Here is a 19,016-nt window from a genome sequence, read left to right as displayed (position 1 = left end):
ATCTATGAAAACTATTTTAAAACTAGTTACGGTAATGAGTTTGTTTCTGACATTTAGTTGTCAGGACGACGACGCGACTTTAGAGTCGGTCGCTGTACCTCAAAATCTTACCGTGTCTACAGATATTACGACAGACGGGTCGGGTAATGTAACCTTTACCGCAACTGCAGATCATGCAATTACGTATCGCTTTATATTTCCTGACGGGTCTTCAGACGTTGCGCCAAGTGGGGTGTATACCAAACGTTTTACCAAAACCGGTTTAAACACCTACACCGTAACTGTTATTGCATACGGGCAGGCAGGGGTAAGTACTTCACAACTCATCGAAGTTGAGGTAGAAAGTGATTTTTCTGATCTTGATGCGATTGAGCTGTTAACGGGATATAATCCCGCGAGCGGAAGTCCTTCCACCAAAACCTGGTACTGGGCGGCAGATGTGCCTAACCATTTGGGTGTAGGGCCAAACAACGATGATCTAAGCCAAAACTACTTTTGGGCATTCTTCTCGTTTACCGATCCTTTCGCGCTGAACTTTGATGCCGCAAGCTGTGCGTACGATGACGAATTCATTTTCAGCACCACAAATGGTGAAAATCTAAATTACCTGTACGACAATAATGGTGCTACCTTCTTTAACAGAAGTTATGCCAGCGTAGCAGGCGGTACTTCGCCAGACGACCAGTGTTATGAGTTTGATACAACTTCAGGTGGTACACAGACCGTTACTTTAGGACCTTCAGAATCGGTTGTTGCTCCGGAGCGCAAGCGCGGAACGGTGATGACCTTTAACGACGGTGGTTTTATGGGCTATTATATTGGGACCACCCGATATGAAATTCTCTCAATTACCGAAAATCGTATGGTTACCCGTGCCATTCAGGGCAATGATGATTTCTTAGCCTGGTATCAGATTTTTACGTCTACTAAACCTGTTCAAAGTACAGGTCCGGTTGCCGAAGAAGATGAGTTTCCAACGCTGCTTTGGTCAGACGAATTTGATACTAACGGTGCTCCAAGTTCAGCAAACTGGACTTATGATATTGGCGTAGGTCAGGCCGGCTGGGGTAACAACGAAGTTCAATATTATACAGACCGTCCGGAAAACGTGATTGTTGAAGACGGAATGCTTAAGATCACTGCTAAGCGTGAAGAGTTCAACGGGCAGCCGTTCACTTCGGCGCGTATTAAGTCTGAAGGTTTACAGGAGTTTACCTTTGGTAGAGTAGAGGTGAGAGCCAAATTGCCTACCGGCGTAGGTACCTGGCCTGCAATCTGGATGCTGGGAGCAGATTACCAGACCAATGCCTGGCCTGCAGCGGGAGAAATCGATATTATGGAGCACGTAGGTCGTGAGCAGAATACCGTCTTCTCAACCCTGCACTTCCCGGAAAATTTTGGAGCAAATGGCGTAAGTGAAAGCACAACCGTGCCTACTGCTTCAACCGAGTTTCACGTGTATGCAACCGAATGGACCGAGACCCAGATTCGCTTTTACGTAGATGACGAGCTCTACCACATTTTTCAGAATGATGCGAGCAAGCCATTTGATAAGGACTTTTTTATGATCCTCAATGTAGCTATGGGTGGAAACTTTGGAGGTGACGTTGATCCCGGTTTCCAGCAGTCCAGTATGGAAGTAGATTATGTACGCGTCTATCAGCGTGACTGATAAAAATACAGAATCATAAGTGATTCTCATGTTGTGAATTAAACGAAAAATAGAAAACGCTCCCCAAACGGTTTTTATCTGCTGAGGAGCGTTTTTTTATTGATGAAAAATACTATGAAAACACTACAATTAACCGCATTGCTAGTCTTGCTTATAGCGTACAGCGGCAATGCCCAAAATCAAAAATTGGTTTGGGCCGAAGAATTTGACGGACAAAGCCTGGATGAGGCATCCTGGAATTACGAACTGGGCGATGGCTGTCCCAATCTGTGTGGCTGGGGTAATAACGAGCGGCAGATTTACACCAAAGAGAACCACCGGCTGGAAGATGGTAAATTGATTATCACCGCAAAGAAGGATGGTGATACCTATACTTCTACCCGAATTACCACCAAAGACAAGCACGAGTTTCAATACGGCCGTATGGAAACCCGTGCCAAATTACCCGTAGGTCACGGCCTGTGGCCTGCCTTCTGGATGCTGGGGGCAAACATCAGCGAAGTGGGCTGGCCGGCTTGTGGCGAGATCGATATTTTGGAGTATGTAGGTCGTGAACCCGGGGAGATTTTCACTTCGTTACATACGCCGGATAGTCACGGCAATACCATTAATACCAAAAAGACCCAATTTCCGGGTATTGAAGATGCCTATCACGTGTATGCAGCAGAATGGTCACCTGAGAAAATAGACTTTTTTGTAGACGATCAGTTGGTGTACACCTTCAATCCCGAAGATAAAACCGAAGCCGTTTGGCCTTTTGACCAGCCCTTCTATTTTATTCTGAATTTGGCCATCGGCGGAAACTTCGGCGGACCGGAGGTTGACGATACGATTTTCCCGCAGGAATTCAGTATTGATTATGTGCGGGTTTATGAGCTGGAATAGGGCTTAGAGAGCCTAAATGGGCCTTGAAAACTGCCAGAAAAACCGTAAATAGAGCGCGGTGATAAATTTTAACATTTGAAAGAAACGCACTGGCTACAACGTTTGCGAGATGTTTTGATCAATTAACGGGTTTAAGGGCTTTAAAAAACGGCTTAAACCGCTGAAATAAAGGGAATAACACCATTTAAAAGATTAAATTTAAGAAGATAACAGGGCTAATATTACGTATTTATGATTTACAAAAAACTACTTGCGCTGGCTATTGTTTTGTACAGTTCCGCATTAATCAGTCAGACTCAGCGAGTCATGGTTGATAAGAATGCAGGGGGTATGCAATTGCTGGTTGAAGGCAAACCATTTATGATGAATGGGATGAACTGGGATTACTTTCCCATAGGTACTAACTTCTCATACAGTCTGTGGAATCAGCCTGATGATATTATCAAGGCTGCCCTCGATTCAGAGATGGGGCTTCTCAAAAATATGGGGGTCAATGTGGTGCGGCAGTACACCGGTATTCAACCGCGATGGATTACCTATATCTACGACAACTATGGGATTTATACCATGCTCAACCATTCTTTTGGGCGCTATGGTCTTACCCTTAATGGAGAATGGGTTGCCAATACCGAGTATTCCAATCCCTTAACCCGGGAGTTGCTGCTTAAGGAAGTGACCGAAATGACTGCTAAATACAAAAACACCCGCGGTCTTTTGATGTTTCTGTTGGGTAATGAAAATAACTACGGCCTGTTTTGGGACGGGGCAGAGACCGAAGATATTCCGTTTGAAGATCGCAAGTCTACCGTACGTGCCGAAGCTATGTACAAATTGTTTAACGATGCTGCCGTAGCGATGAAGGCGATCGATACCGATCATCCCGTAGCGATGTGTAACGGGGATTTGCTGTTTCTTGAAATCATCAAACAGGAGTGTAAAGATGTAGACATCTTTGGTACAAACGTGTATCGCGGAATGTCTTTTGGTGATGCGTTCACCCGGGTGCGGGACGAACTCAATATGCCTATTATGTTTACCGAGTTTGGCTCTGATGCGTTTAATGCAATCGAAAACCAGGAAGATCAGGAAGCTCAGGCCAAATACCTTAAAAGCAACTGGGAAGAAATTTATGCCAATGCTTCGGGTATGGGCAAAGCCGGTAACTCTATTGGAGGTTTTACCTTTCAGTTTAGCGACGGCTGGTGGAAATACGGCCAGACCGAAAATCTTTCGGTACACGACAACAACGCCTCCTGGTCTAACGGGGGTTACGCGTTTGATTTCCGCGATGGCGAAAACAATATGAACGAAGAGTGGTTTGGTATTTGTGCCAAAGGGCCTACTAACGAGCGCGGACTCTACGATTTGTATCCCCGTGCAGCCTATTATGTGTTAAAAGAAGCGCATAGCCTGAACCCTTATTCCGGCGGAATGACTGCCGAAAGTATTTCAACCGCCTTTAAGGATATCGAAATTATGGATGCGGTACTTCGTGCGCGTGGCGATAAAGCGGCTTTGGGAGTGGAGCTCAACAGCAAAGTGCGACTCAGCAACCTAAGAGCCGAATTCACGACTTTCAACACCGGCGGAAGCCTCATTACCACGCCTCGTGATGCAGATCCGGACGCGATGATGTACCCCGATGAGCTGGGCTTTGACCATATGCAATCCTATTATGTGGGTGTGGAAGGGAATCCTACTGCCAATATGCGTGCAGAAGTAAATTTCAACATCGTAGGCAATGTGGCCGAAAATCCCATAGACGAGATTTTCTACGAAAACCGGGCACGCGCGAGACGCTTTTTAAGTCCGGACGGCACCGTCGATGTCAACGATGTAAATCGTGTACAGGTGTACAGCGCCGAATACGAGTGGAATGCTGAGTACTTTGACCTACGCGGATTCTACCGTACCGGGCATTACCACTGGGGTTACGAGGGCGACTTCTTCGGTCTGTATCCTGAAGCCAATTACGGGCCCAACCTCGATATCTACAACGGGGAGATTCTAGGTTTTGAAGTTGATGGTAAAAAAGCCCTAAAAGATTTTAAAGTAGCCTTTGGCCCTCAATTGTGGTGGGGCGCAAACCCGGCTGTTTTCCTTAAATATTACAAGCAGTTCAAAAACGTTGATGTAGCTGCCATCTATCACGAAGATATTGACGATTACGGTACTACAGTCAGTTCAATAGCGATTCCCCAGCCTAAAACCAGACGCGTAACCCTTCAGGGTAAAACCACGCTGGGTAAATTCGGTTTTGAAGCCGGAGCCATTTGGGCAGGACAACCGCTTAATGGCCGCGAATTTCAGGTAGTACGCGGCGATAACCCTGATAATTACATCGTGTATACAGACAAGGTAAATTCAATGGATAACTGGGGAGGTAAAGCAAAAATAACGTTCTCAAGTGGTCCCTTAAACTGGTACGCTCAGGGATCGGCCATGGGTCTTGTAGCCCGCAGCGGTTTTGATCAAACCCAGACTTTTACCGGCTGGAGATTAAAAGATGTAGGAGGTGGAAATATTACCAATTTCCTTTCCGGGTTTACCTATCTCACCGGTAACTGGACGCTTGCACCTAATTTCCTGTGGCAAAAACCTTTGGTGGAAGCCATTCCAAACGACGCACCAGCTCCGGCACGTTTGCGTAACATTCAGGACGATCCGTTTTCGGTGCGTGAAAACCGGGAAACGGTTGCAGGTGAGTTCCTGCTAACGTATGACCCTACACCGGGAACCTGGATGTACGCCTGGGATAACGATGAGATGGAAGACGCGAAATTTGCCTTCAACGCCGGTTTTGTGTATTGGCATTTACCTACAACTATGGATGCCGCGATTGGTTTCCTGGGTAACCGTACTTCATTTGCTTTCCCCAACTCCGTACCGGCAGAAGATTTATGGGAATTCAACACCCGTATCGTTTCAAAAGCAGCACCTAATCTGGGTCTGATTGCCAATATGTACTTAGGTAACGCCCAGGCTCGTGGTAGCGATCCACGTTTGATCGAGCGGGTAGGTGGGGACATCCGGGTGATCTATAACAAGTTTAAGTTTATCCATTCCTTTAAGATCAATGACTGGGGGCCTTTTGACTACCACCGCGATTTTAACCTCACTTTTCCGGTGCAGTTGATGCTTGATGTGTCAACAACTCTGGGCAAACCCAGCTGGTTTATTCTGCCCAATACCCGCATCGGTGTTCGCGGAACCTGGCGCTCGCTTAACGAGTTTTCAAACCGCTACGCACCCTTACAGGGAGAAGAATTTGCCACCGAACCCACGATTAGTCCGGTAGGTTTTCCCGATGGAAACGAATGGGAAATCAGAACATACATACATATCAACATTGGTAACTAGAGAGATGATGAAAACGAACTTATATAAACTCATATGTACAGGTATTTTAATAGGTTTTACCGCCTGTGAACGACCCCTGTCTGACGATGTTGAATTTGCAACCTATGCAAGCAACGGCGACGTATTTCTAGATGGCTTTACCGCCGGCTTAAATTACTTCCCGTTTGAAGGCTCAAAACTCGACGCTTTTACGGTCGATTCAGAAGTTAGCTACGATGGCGAAGCTTCTATGCGTATAGATGTCCCCAATTTTGGAGATCCCGGAGGAGCTTACGCGGGTGCTGTTTTCCCTACAGATAGTCCGCGTGATCTTTCGGGTTATGACGCCCTTACCTTTTGGGCGAAAGCAACAAAGGCAGCGACTATAAACGAAATTGGCTTTGGTAATAATTTTGGCGAAAATAAATTTTTGGTAACCAAAACCAATTTGCGCGTTAGTACCAATTGGGTGAAATACATAATCCCGATTCCAGATCCGTCGAAGCTCATCGCCGAAAGCGGACTCTTCTGGTACTCAGAAGGCCCCGAAGATGGCGACGGCTATACCTTTTGGGTTGATGAAGTGCAATTTGAAAAACTGGGTACAGTAGCGCAGCCCAGACCATCAATTCTAAACGGCGAGGATGTGGAGCAAAATACATTTACAGACATTACCATTCCTGTAACCGGTCTTACCCAAACCTTCAATCTGGCAAACGGAGTGAATCAGACCGTAACGCTTGCTCCGGGCTACTTTACGTTTGAAACCTCAAACCCCGGCGTGGCTTTAGTTAACGAGCAGGGTGTTGTCACCACGCTCAATGAAGGTACTGCGGTCATTACGGCTTTAGTAGGCGGTGTACGCGCAGCAGGTTCACTTACGCTGAATGTAGGTGGCGCTTTTGAACTGGCACCCACACCCACGCGCCCCGCTGCAAATGTGATTTCGGTGTATAGTGATGCCTATACCAATGTGAATATCGATTTCTACAACGGCTTTTTTGAACCTTTTCAAACCACTTTGGGAGGAGATGATTTAAATATCAACGGTAATCGTATTATCAATTATACGGATTTCAATTTCGTAGGAATCCAATTCGGCCGCGTAAATGCTTCAGCAATGACCGATTTACACGTTGATTTGTACATCCCCGAAAGTATAAATCTGAATGCGAATAGCTTTATCGATATTGAATTACAGGATTACGGCAGCGATGCTGTAACCGGCGGTGGGGATGACACAGTATCCCGTATAAAAATAACCGCAGACCGCTTACAAACCGGGCAGTGGATTACGCTCGATATTCCGCTTTCAGACTTTACAGCACTTACCACGCGCACCAATTTAGGACTTATTCTTTTTCAGGGAAGTGCAGAAATAAACGAATTGCTCGTGGATAATATTTACTTCTACACCGAATAAAAAAATAGGATTATGAAAGATAAAAAACGATTTATACCGATGCTTCGGGTTGCCAAATCGAAACTTGCCCTGCTTGCTGTTGTATTTGCCTTTGCGGCTTGTGACACCAGCGAAGAGCAAACTGTGGCTGTTTTCGAAGATTTGATACTCGAAGATAATTTTGATCAGGATGGCGCGCCAGACGCTTCCATCTGGAACTACGATATCGGAACCGGTCAAAACGGCTGGGGCAACAACGAACTGCAGTATTACACCAGTCGCAGTGAGAATGTAAGTGTGCAAAACGGCTACCTGCTCATTACCGCCCGGAAAGAGAATTTTCAGGGTTCAGGGTACACCTCTGCACGTTTGCTTACCAAAGGCAAATTTGAGAATACCTACGGTCGTTATGAAGCCCGCATCAAACTGCCTTACGGGCGGGGAATCTGGCCGGCATTCTGGCTTTTAGGTTCAGACATTCCGGGTGAAGTTTGGCCACAAATAGGTGAAATAGACATTATGGAATACCGTGGGCAGGAACCTACTGTGGTGTTAGGTACGGTTCACGGACCGGGCTACTCTGCCGGGCAATCCATTTCTAAGCGTTACGAACTGCAGGGCGACCGTTTTGATACCGGTTTTCACATATTTGGTATTGAATGGGGACCTGAATTCATCAACTTTTATGTAGATGACGTGCTCTATAATCAGATCACTCCAGAAGATGTTCCCGGCGAGTGGGTCTTCAATCACGATTTTTACATCATTCTCAACCTCGCCGTGGGTGGAAGCTTTGTAGGCTCGCCCAATGCAGAAACCGTATTCCCACAAACCATGCTCGTTGATTACGTACGCGTTTACGAAAGCAATGGAAAACGAAACTTTTAAAACCAGTCAGATGAAAAAATTTATACAGAACATAAGATTTGCCGGAGTATTGGCAGTAGTGCTTAGCCTTGTCGCTTTCGTATCCTGCGAAGAAGATGATGCAGAATTGCCGGAAGTTACGGCAGGATTTACCTATACCCTTGATGAAGATACCGGGGCAGTTACCTTTTTAAACACCTCAGAAGAGGCTACGATGTACAGCTGGGATTTTGGCGACGGGCGTACTTCTAAAGAGATCAACCCGATGCGTGCTTTTGGTACGGGTGAGTACACCATAACGCTTACGGCTAAAAATGCAGCAGGCGGCTCGGACACCTTTTCAGATCTGTTGGTGATAAACATTCCATTGCCCATGAATCTTCCGGTGACTTTTGACGATCCCAATGTGAGTTATGAAGTGAATACCTTTAATGGTACAACCTTTCAAATTGTATCCAATCCTGACGTTTCGGGATCAAATGATAAGGCTTCTCAGGTAGGTGAAATCGTTAATGCAGGTAACCAGTTTGAAGGAATCACCTTCGATGTGGGTATGGCTGTAGATCTGACCACGGAAAAAACCATCACGATGAATTTCTGGTCTGAAACTGCGATTCCGGTTCTGTTGAAATTAGAACAGGGTACCGGTGCAGATGTTGAGGTGAGTGCAAACCATACCGGTAGCGGTTGGGAAAGTCTTCAGTTTGACTTTAATTCTGCAGCGAGTTATTCGCGAGTGACCCTCTTTGCAGATGGCCCGGGCAATACTGCCGATACGTTTTATGTAGATGATATTGCACAGATTGAAACTCCGGTACCACCATTTGATTCAGGCTTGTTGATAAATGGTGATTTTGAGGCAGGTATCCAACCCTGGATAGGTAATGGTGCCAACGCCGTGACAGAAGGAGGTAATACCTATAATTTCGTAAACGTAGAAACAGCAGGGGAACCTTTTAATGTGAATTTGAGTCAGGTTGTTGAAATCACTCAGGGAACCAATTATATTCTGACGTTTAACGCTTCCTCAGATCGGGCTAGAACAATTCTTGCCGGTATTGGTCTTAACGAAGCGCCTTTTACCAACACGGCTCCACAAATTAATTTGACTACAGAAACCCAAACCTTTACCCTCCAATTGAGTGCGGCCGACTTTGGCGGTGCAAACAGCCGCGTGCTTTTTGATATGGGTGCAGATACCGGTGTTGTGGTTCTGGATAATATTTCCCTTGTAGTAGGAGGTGACGGAAGCGACAGTAACCCCGGAGGAACCGGTGGAGGTGGCTGTACCGGTACCCCGGTAGCCGCAACAACGCTTCCTTTAAATTTTGAAGGTTGTCAGACCTTTTTAGCTTCCAACAATTTTGGAGACGGTATCACTTCAGGTCTTGCCGATAACCCAAGCAAAACAGGTATAAATACCTCAGATTATGTACTTCGTGTTGACAAGCCTGCCGGTTCAAGTTTCTTTGCAGGTATTCAAAACACCTTCAATCCTAATTTTGATTTAACGACGACCAATACCTTCAAACTTAAAGTGTATTCCACTAAAGCGAATGTGGTCTTTAGATTTGAGCTTGCGGTTGATCCTCAAACCGTTCCGGTGACCGGTAATCCTGCTCCCGTTTTTGTAACGATTCCGGAAGCAAATACTTGGACAGAAGTTCAGTTTACGTTCACCAATTTACCGGCTGCGCCTACGGCTTACAATCAATTGGTTATTAAGCCCGATAACAATCAGGCTAATGATGCGATTACCGCAAACGGCACCTATTACCTCGATGATCTTAGATTGGAAGCTGCCGGAGGCACCGGCGGAGGTGGCGGAAGTGATTTCGATTCGGGATTACTCGTAAATGGCGATTTTGAAGACGGAGCCAGCCCCTGGACGGTTGGAGTAGGAAGTAACCCTGCGCCTACTACTACCGAAAATGGAAATACCTTTTATTCGGTTAACGTAGAAACTGCGGGTGATGCGTTTTTAGTAAACCTGAGTCAAAAATTAACCATTGTTCCGGACGCTACCTATACGCTTACTTTTGACGCCTGGTCTGATCGCAATCGTTCCATAATAGCCGGGATAGGTTTAAGTGATGGTAATTTTGCCAATACATCAGAAAATGTAGCTATAACTTCAGAGCGTACAACGTATACCTTAACGCTAACAGCAAATGGCTTTGGTGATGCAAACAGCCGCGTACTTTTTGATAACGGTGGCGCAGTAGGCCTTGTAAATATTGATAATGTATCCCTCACTCGCAATGACACCGGCGGCGGAACCGGCGGTGGCGGTGGTACTTCTGATAACTTTATCACCAATGGTGGTTTTGAAGCCGGAGAAACCGGATGGACATTTTTTCAAAATGGAGGCAGCTCCATTTTGGATAATTCTTTAGGTAATGGAAGTGCAGCATCTGCGAAGATTAGTACTAATGGCCCTAGTAACCCGGCCATTAAACAAGAGCGATTTGGTGCCGGCGTCGTAAAAGCAGGAGATGTGATCGAGGTAAAATTTGATCATAGAGGTTCAATAACACAACCCGGAGCTGTATTCAATGTGCTTCTATTTGGTGAAACTGCGAATGGTGCCTCATTTACGCAGGTTTTTGATCCAAGGCCCGCCCTAACCGATACCTGGACAACGTTTACAGCGACCTATACCATTCCCGCAGGAACCAATGTGAGTGAAGGGCTGTCGTTGCTTATCGAGTCGGTTTGCGGTGGAGATGCGGGATGTAGTGTTTCTGCTAACGTAGATAATGTTTCTGTGACCGTAAGAAATTAGAAAACTTTAAAAGCAATTAACTATTCAGGAGCTGATCAGGTTTAAAGATCAGCTCCTTTTAATACCTAAATTTTAAGACTATGAATACGACAAAAGCGCTGCTATCCCTTATGGTTTTGGCTTTTGCCACGCAGCTTGCTTCGGCGCAAAAGGGAGTCAACGATCTCGATCCCGTAACCGAGCGGAAAATCGATTCGATCATAAACCTGATGACCCTCAAGGAAAAAATGGGCCAAATGGTGCAATACAACGGGAGTTTTGATCTTACCGGAGCACCCTCAGAGATTGATGGGAATACCAAGTTGCAAAAACTGCGCGCTGGTGAGGTAGGTTCGATGCTCAATGTATTGACCGCTGCCGGTACCCGCGAGGCTCAGGAAAATGTCATGAAGTACAGCCGGTTAAAGATTCCCTTGATTTTTGGGTATGACGTGATTCACGGGTATAAAACCATGTTTCCCGTGCCCCTGGGTGAAAGCGCAAGCTGGGACCTCGAAGCTATTGAAAACGGAGCGCGTATTGCAGCCGTTGAGACCGCAGCTTCCGGGGTGCATTGGACTTTTGCGCCTATGGTAGACGTTTCCCGTGACGCCCGTTGGGGACGTATCATGGAAGGCGGCGGAGAAGATCCGTATCTCAACAGCGTCATAGGCGTTGCCCGCATAAAAGGTTTTCAGGGAACTGATCTTTCTGATGTATTCAGTATTGCAGCCTGTGCCAAGCATTTTGCCGGATACGGTTATGGTGAAGGCGGAAGGGATTACAACACGGTAAACGTGGGTATTTCCGAATTGCAAAACTCGATATTGATGCCTTTTAAAGCTGCTGCCGAAGCAGGCGTAGCTACGTTTATGAACAGTTTTAACGAGATTGACGGTACTCCTGCGACAGCCAGTGTGTATTTACAACGCGAAGTGCTTAAGAAAGACTGGGATTACAAAGGTTTTGTGGTTTCAGACTGGGGTTCTATTGTTGAGATGATTAATCACGGCTATGCAAAAGATAAGATGCAGGCCGGTGAACTCGCCGTTAAGGGCGGAAGCGATATGGATATGGAAGGTTTGGTCTACGAGGAGTCTCTGGTTCCTTTAGTTGAAAACGGAAGCATAGACGAAGCGCTTTTAGACGATGCGGTACGCCGAATCCTAAGGGTGAAATTTAATCTGGGACTTTTTGAAGATCCTTATAAATACAGCGATGAGACCCGCGAGGCTCAAAATGTCTATACCGAAGCACACCTGGAAGCGTCTGAAGACATCGCCCGCAAGTCTATTGTTTTGTTAAAGAACGAAAATAATGCACTTCCGCTAAAAACCTCTTTAAAAAGTATTGCGGTAATTGGTCCGCTGGCGGCAGATAAAGATTCGCCATTGGGTAACTGGAGAGCGCAGGCCGTGCCTAATTCAGCCGTTTCGGTTTTAGAAGGTATTCAGAATAAACTGGGAGCTGCTGTTGAAATCAATTATGCCAAAGGTGCCGATTTAGCTATCGGGGAGCGTGCATTTATTCAGCCTTTAAAACTTAATCAAACCGACACGACAGGTTTTGCCGATGCCGTTGCCGCAGCAGCAAAATCGGAAGTTGTCGTAATGGTATTGGGTGAAGACGCCTACCAGACCGGCGAAGCGCGCAGCTATACCGATATTACCCTGGCCGGAGTACAGCAGGAATTGCTTGACGCCGTGCACGCGGTTAATGAAAACATTGTTTTGGTACTGATGAACGGGCGTCCGCTAGATTTGTCGAAGCCAAACGAGCAGGTACCTGCAATTTTAGAAACCTGGTTTTTGGGTTCACGTGCCGGTAATGCCATTGCAGATGTGTTATTCGGCGATTATAATCCTTCCGGAAAGCTTCCGGTTTCGTTTCCGCGCAATGTGGGGCAGGAGCCGTTATACTACAACCGTAAAAACACCGGTCGCCCCAGCAGCGATTTGATATTCTATTCAGGTTATGAAGACTCGTCTATTGAAGCTTTGTTTCCCTTTGGTTTTGGTTTAAGCTATACCACATTTGAATACAGCGACATCAGTCTGGGGGCAGAAACCTTAAACGCTGATGGATCGCTGACCGCTTCGGTAAGTGTGACCAATACCGGCGATGTTGCAGGTAAAGAAACGGTACAGTTGTATATACGCGATCTTTTCGCCAGCAAAACCAGACCTATAAAAGAATTGCGCGATTTTAAACAGATCGAATTGGAGCCGGGCGAAAGCAAAACGGTAACTTTTGTAATTACGCCTAAAACACTGGAATTTTACAGTGCAAACAACATCTGGGAAACCGAACCCGGAGATTTTGAGGTGATGATAGGTACCAACTCGATGGATTTGAAAAAGGCTGCTTTTAGCTACGAGTAAATTCTAATTTTGAATAAACTAAAAGGGCTTCAGTAGATTACTGAAGCCTTTTTTTATGTCACTTCGAGTGGCTAAAGCAAAGCAATAGCGTAGCTTTAGATGTATCGAGAAGTCTTCTTAGTTAGTATGTTTCTTGCTTACCGGGCTTCTCGATACACCAGTCTCGGTCTCACCTCGTCTGGCACTCGAAGTGACACTTCTCGATACACCAGTATCGGTCTCACCTCGTCTGGCACTCGAAGTGACACTCCTCGATAACTTTTACTAAGTTCTTGCTCTCAAAATCACTCGAATCCATATTCAGATCAGAATAAAGCTGACACCTTAGGCAGTAGAAAGACTGGAGCTGAGGCGACTTAAAACCGGTAACTCAAATAAACCCCCTGAAAATCATCACCCATTATCGGGCTAAACGAAAGGTTCTCATACTTTTTCTTATGCAGCTCGGGGACTAATATACCACTGGCGGCTCCCAGGGCATAACCCAGCAGGACATCGCTAAAGAAATGGTTTCCGGCCTCCATACGCAGGGTTCCCACCGTTGCAGGAATTAGGGCAGCACCCGTCCAAACCAGCCATTTGTTTTTCATATCGGGATTAAAATCGGTCCACACTTTAGCAGCAAAAAAGGTTGCAGTCGCCGAAGCTGCCACGTGACCCGAGTAAAAGCTGCGGGTATTGGTAGATTCAGTGCGCTCATTCAGCGGAATATTTTCGTTATAGGTACGCGGACGCAAACGATCGGTCAATCCGGCCGAAAGCGTGAATAAGGCTGCCGTGGTCGACAGCGATTCCAGATACATCACGCTGATCTGCCCGGTGTGATTGCTTTGATCTTTGGTAAACAACATCGCCAGCGGGATTGCAAACGAAGTGTAAAAGGGCACATCGCTTATTTTGCTGAGGTTTTCATCGTAGTTGCCGGCATTCCAGCGGTCAAAAAATGGAATATTGTCTTCATTCAGGTTCATTATCGTTTCTTCATCGATGCGTTCTTTATCCTGAATGATAAGAAAGCCCGCGGTGGTACCGGCCAGTCCCAGTCCCAGCCAGGTCGCATCTTTACCCCAGCTGAGTTCATAGGGAGATTCGGTTTCCTGAGCAAAAACGCCCGACGTTAAAAGCAAAAAGCAAAGACAAAGAATACGCATAAAGTTAAGATTAGGTTGTTCTGACGAAAATGCCTAATTCTGCCGTTCCTACAATCTGCTTTAACGATTCTATAAGCAAGATTTAGTAGTATTTTAAAGATTACTACTGCCTATATTTGCGCTATGAGTACATTAGTTGCCATTACCATCAGGCCCGAGTTGCTTGAAAATAACGAGTATATCATCAAGCAGGCGCTGCAAAAAGCCAATATTCCCTTTTCTCAAGTGGCAGACTGGCGCATCCGCAAACGCTCTATAGACGCGCGCAAGCGCCCGGTAAAGCTGCAGTTGCAGGTAGAAATCTGGAAAAAAGGGGAGTCTAAGGCACAGCTCAGTCGTTTTATAGCCCGGGATGTGCGCCCGGCACCTGCTATTGCCATCATTGGTGCCGGCCCTGCCGGATTGTATGCGGCGCTCCGGGCCATTGAGGCCGGTTTAAAGCCGGTTGTGTTTGAACGCGGAAAAGATGTGCGCGAGCGCAGACGCGATTTGGCCAAAATCAATAAGGAGCTAATCGTAAACCCGGAGTCGAATTACTGTTTTGGTGAGGGTGGTGCCGGTACCTATTCAGACGGAAAATTGTACACCCGTTCTAAAAAGCGCGGCAATGTGCTCAAGGCGATGGAATGGCTCGTGCATTTTGGTGCAGATGAAGATATCCTGGTAGATGCGCATCCGCATATTGGGACCAACAAATTGCCCAAACTCATTACGGCTATGCGGGATGCCATTCGCGAAGCAGGAGGGGAGGTACACTTCAACTCCAAGCTCACCGATTTGTTGATCGAAGACAAACAGATCACCGGACTGGTCATCAACGACAAGATCAAGTACGACTTTAAAGAAGTGATATTGGCGACCGGGCACTCGGCACGGGACATCTTTTATTTGCTTCACGAAAAAGGGGTAAAGATCGAAGCCAAACCCTTTGCGCTTGGCGTACGGGCAGAGCACCGTCAGGAAGTGATCAATTACATTCAATACCACGGAGAAACCGATAATCCTTATCTGCCGCCGGCGTCCTACAGCCTGGTAGAGCAGGTAGACGGGATGGGCGTGTATTCGTTTTGTATGTGCCCGGGAGGAATCATCGCCCCCTGCGCTACCGATCAGAATGAGGTGGTCACCAACGGCTGGAGTCCCAGCAAACGCAATAATCCTTATGCAAACTCTGGTATTGTGGTGAGTGTGGAGCCCAAAGATTTGCCGGGATATAAACCGGATGATCCTTTCGTAAGCCTCAATTTTCAAAAGATGGTGGAGCATGCCTGCTGGATAGCCGGGGGTAAAACCCAGCGTGTACCGGCACAGCGTATGACCGATTTTGTAAAGGGCGTTAAATCGAAAGACTTCCCCAAAACCTCGTACCAGCCCGGGATTGTGAGTGCCGATTTAAACGAGGTGCTTCCGCCCTTAATCGCCAAACGCCTGGAGAAGGCTTTTGTGGCTTTTGGCAAAAAGATGCCGGGCTATTTATCAGCTGATGCGGTATTGCACGCGCCCGAGAGCCGTACCTCTTCGCCTGTTTCCATCCCAAGGGATGAACGCAGTCTTCAGCATATCGAAATCAAAGGTTTGTATCCTTGCGGGGAAGGGGCCGGTTATGCGGGGGGAATTATGTCTGCTGCTATTGACGGGATCAATTGCGCAGATGCCGTTGCGGTTAAGTATGGGCTTTAAGTAATCTACCCAGCAAGCCTCGAAGTATTTTTCAGGAAAAATGTTCAAATTCAACGAAAGTCTTTGGGTGCTGAAGTCCTTTATTGGTGACCATAAACACAAAACCCTGCACTCGGCAGGGTTTTGTTTCTAAGCTTTGGGGCTTATTACGTCTTGGTATCTGGATTATTGAACTTCAGGAGCAGCAGTAGTATCAACTACAACTTCCTCAACTTCTTCTACTTCTACTTCAACAGGAGCTTCAACTGGAGCAGCTTCCATAGAAGTTTCCTCCATTACTTCCTCTGTTTTCTCTTCAGCAGACTCTCTGCAAGAAGAAACAGTGATCATTAAACTCAAAGCAAAAACAGCTAAAAAAATGCGTTTCATAGTATAAAATTATTTTGCGTTAAAAATGCGTGCGAATCTAATTTAAATTTAGACTCGTGCAACATCTGCAACTACTTTTTTTTAATTTTTTTAACTGATTTTTATTTCAATTAAAATATTGGAAATCAATTTATTAAAAATGAATACAGCTCTAAATCAGGCAATTTTTCTTTTAAAACTTCCTGTAAAAGGACTTTACGACCTCAAAAATCACGCACAAATCTTCTGATCTAAATTTAAAGGAATGCAAGCCAATAAAAAACTCAGCCTTTTGGGACTGAGTTTTATTCTATAAAAGTGAGTTATTACTACAATTTTTGAAGCCCTTTCACTTCCGATTTATCGGTCACCGGAACGATACTAATCGCATAACCTCCACCCGGAGCACATAGCTGCTTCAGTTTTGATTTTGAAGTCACCACATATTTGGTAATGGTGTACGCCTGGGGATTGGTCTTGTAATGCGCGTCTGCTGCATCGGCATAAACGGTCGCGATGTATTGGGTTTTGGGCGAAAGAAAATCAAACGCGATAGATGAGCTGCGTTTTTCTTCATCATTGGTACGCCCTACAAACCAGTTCGGCGAATTTTTCGCTTTGCGGGCATAGGTAATAAAATCTCCCGGCTCGGCTTCAAGCACTAAGGTCTCATCCCAATCGATCGCCACATCTTTAATAAACTGAAAGGCATCCAGAAACTTCTCATACGTTTCCGGTAAATCGGCGGCCATCTGTAGCGGACTGTACATCGTCACATACAAAGCCAGCTGATTGGCAATGGTAGCATTTACGTGCGAGTTATTGTCCGGGTTGTATTTGCTCACGTCCATTTCAAAAATTCCCGGCGTATAATCCATAGGTCCGCCAATGAGGCGGGTAAACGGAAGAATGGTCGTGTGATCGGGATTGTTTCCGCCAAAGGCCTGGTATTCGGTACCACGGGCAGATTCGTTTCCGATCAGGTTGGGATAGGTGCGACGCAGACCAGTAGGCCTTACCGCCTCGTGCGCGTTGACCATAACCTGATAGTCTTTAGCCTTATCAATAGCATACAAATAATGATTGTTGGCCCATTGCCCGTAATGGTATTCGCCACGTGGGATGATATCGCCTACATAACCGCTTTTAACCGCGTTGTAGTTGTTTGCTTTCATAAACTGATACGCGGTATCCATATGGCGCTCGTAGTTACGTATAGCCCCTGAGGTCTCGTGGTGCATCATGATTTTAACGCCCTTTGCTTTAGCATATTCGCGAAGCTCCACCACATCAAAGTCAGGATACGGAGTGACAAAGTCAAACACATAATCTTTTGATTTGCCAAACCAGTCTTCCCAGCCCACATTCCAGCCTTCTACCAGTACCTGATCAAAGCCGTGTTTAGCGGCAAAATCAATATACGCTTTCACGTGGGCAGTGTTGGCAGCGTGTCTTCCGGTGGGTTTGAGGTTTTCAAAATCGGTTACGCCCAGTTGTACACTGGGTACGTCGCCATAAGCCCAGCTGCTTTTACCGGTAATCATTTCCCACCAGACCCCGATGTATTTTACGGGCTTGATCCAGCCGGTATCTTCAAATTCGGTAGGCTCGTTGAGGTTAAGCGTCATATTGGATAGCAGGATGTCTCCGGCTTTTTCCCCGGCAATTATCGTTCTCCAGGGCGTATTTCGCGGAGCCTGCATATACGCCATATTGCCTACCGCATCCGGGGTAAGATGCGCCTCAAAAGTCATAGCTTGGGTATCAAAATCCAGGTGCATAGCCGAATATTCAACCAAAGCGGCTTCGTGCAGATTGAGGTACATCCCGTCGTCGCTTTTCAGCATCAGCGCGGTTTGTACGGTAGAATCAGATATGGGCGTCATCGAGGCATTGGCGCCGTTGCGCTCGAGCGCGGCCTGTACCGAATTTTTGATCTGCGAGATTTTGGTTTTGGTATAGTTGTATTCCTGGGTATCAAAATCCCCGGGAATCCACCAGGCGGTATGATCGCCGTTCATCGCAAACTGTGTTTTTTCGTCTTTAATCACAAAATAAATCAGATTATCCTGTGCCGGAAACTCATAGCGAAAGCCCAGACCATCGTCAAATAACCGGAAGCGAATGTGCATCATACGAGCGGTAGTTTCCTGCTTCAGCATTACGAGCAGTTCGTTATAGTGGTTGCGAATGCTGCTGCTTTCGCCCCAAACAGGCTTCCAGGTTTCGTCAAAGCTGGCAGTTTCTGATTTTTCAAAGCTAAAACCTTCGGTCAGATCTTCGGCATCTGCAAGTTCAAAGCCTAAACGACTGGGCTTAACCAGAACTTTCCCTTTATACGAAAGAGAATAGGTAGGTTTTCCTTCTTCAACAGAAAAGTCTAAAGTAAAATTTTGATTGGGTGAACTGATTTGCTGCGCGTGTAGCGGTAAGAAGGCCAAGGCACAAATCAGGTAAAGTACATGTTGATATTTCATGAATTTCAATTTAATTATAACGTTGTAGTATCAGGAAAACAAAGGTACGG

11 protein-coding genes are annotated in these 19,016 nt (G+C 46.2%); 8 read left to right on the top strand and 3 right to left on the bottom strand.

What is annotated here, in order from left to right; all coding sequences use genetic code 11:
• The first annotated feature begins 4 nt into the window (after positions 1–4).
• The 7 genes from ACSSS3_RS02250 to bglX all read left to right on the top strand — a co-directional run bounded on the left by ACSSS3_RS02250 (position 5) and on the right by bglX (position 13,310).
• Entirely contained in the window at positions 5–1,672 is a 1,668-nt protein-coding gene (locus ACSSS3_RS02250; RefSeq protein WP_442846294.1) for a family 16 glycosylhydrolase, read from the top strand.
• Positions 1,673–1,786: 114 nt separating this feature from the next.
• Positions 1,787–2,557: a glycoside hydrolase family 16 protein gene (locus ACSSS3_RS02245; RefSeq protein ID WP_442846293.1), complete on the top strand. Its 771-nt coding sequence runs from the start codon at positions 1,787–1,789 to the stop codon at positions 2,555–2,557.
• A gap of 231 nt (positions 2,558–2,788) precedes the next feature.
• Positions 2,789–5,917, top strand: a complete 3,129-nt coding sequence (locus ACSSS3_RS02240; RefSeq protein WP_442846292.1) for a glycoside hydrolase family 2 TIM barrel-domain containing protein — start codon at positions 2,789–2,791, stop codon at positions 5,915–5,917.
• 4 nt (positions 5,918–5,921) lie between these two features.
• Positions 5,922–7,319, top strand: coding sequence for an Ig-like domain-containing protein (locus tag ACSSS3_RS02235; protein WP_442846291.1), 1,398 nt, complete (start codon positions 5,922–5,924; stop codon positions 7,317–7,319).
• Positions 7,320–7,331: 12 nt separating this feature from the next.
• Positions 7,332–8,186, top strand: coding sequence for a glycoside hydrolase family 16 protein (locus ACSSS3_RS02230; protein ID WP_442846290.1), 855 nt, complete (start codon positions 7,332–7,334; stop codon positions 8,184–8,186).
• A gap of 10 nt (positions 8,187–8,196) precedes the next feature.
• Positions 8,197–10,950 (top strand): carbohydrate binding domain-containing protein, encoded by a 2,754-nt coding sequence (locus ACSSS3_RS02225; RefSeq protein WP_442846289.1) that lies wholly within the window; start codon positions 8,197–8,199, stop codon positions 10,948–10,950.
• 80 nt (positions 10,951–11,030) lie between these two features.
• The gene (bglX, locus tag ACSSS3_RS02220; protein WP_442846288.1) at positions 11,031–13,310 is read left to right on the top strand and encodes a beta-glucosidase BglX; all 2,280 of its coding nucleotides are present in this window, start codon (positions 11,031–11,033) and stop codon (positions 13,308–13,310) included.
• 356 nt (positions 13,311–13,666) lie between these two features.
• Here bglX and ACSSS3_RS02215 read toward each other — a convergent pair whose 3' ends face one another.
• Positions 13,667–14,461, bottom strand: coding sequence for a phosphatase PAP2 family protein (locus tag ACSSS3_RS02215; protein ID WP_442846287.1), 795 nt, complete (start codon positions 14,459–14,461; stop codon positions 13,667–13,669).
• A 123-nt stretch (positions 14,462–14,584) separates the two neighbouring features.
• Between ACSSS3_RS02215 and ACSSS3_RS02210 the strand changes: the two genes are divergently transcribed.
• Positions 14,585–16,141 carry an NAD(P)/FAD-dependent oxidoreductase gene (locus ACSSS3_RS02210; protein WP_442846286.1) on the top strand — a complete coding sequence of 519 codons (1,557 nt, stop codon included), beginning with the start codon at positions 14,585–14,587 and terminating at the stop codon, positions 16,139–16,141.
• A 165-nt stretch (positions 16,142–16,306) separates the two neighbouring features.
• On the opposite strand, the gene ACSSS3_RS02205 is transcribed toward ACSSS3_RS02210, so the two are convergent.
• Together ACSSS3_RS02205 and ACSSS3_RS02200 are read right to left on the bottom strand one after the other, a co-directional pair.
• Positions 16,307–16,510, bottom strand: coding sequence for a hypothetical protein (locus ACSSS3_RS02205; RefSeq protein WP_099646232.1), 204 nt, complete (start codon positions 16,508–16,510; stop codon positions 16,307–16,309).
• Positions 16,511–16,818: 308 nt separating this feature from the next.
• On the bottom strand, positions 16,819–18,966 hold the full coding sequence (locus tag ACSSS3_RS02200; protein ID WP_442846285.1) for a glycoside hydrolase family 97 protein: 2,148 nt from the start codon (positions 18,964–18,966) through the stop codon (positions 16,819–16,821).
• Between the last annotated feature and the right edge of the window lie 50 nt (positions 18,967–19,016).

The sequence above is a fragment of the Leeuwenhoekiella sp. H156 genome, assembly GCF_052218455.1.
GTDB classification, from domain to species: domain Bacteria; phylum Bacteroidota; class Bacteroidia; order Flavobacteriales; family Flavobacteriaceae; genus Leeuwenhoekiella; species Leeuwenhoekiella parthenopeia.
Note: the sequence above shows the minus strand (reverse complement) of the source record. Positions and strands in the feature narration are given on the sequence as shown.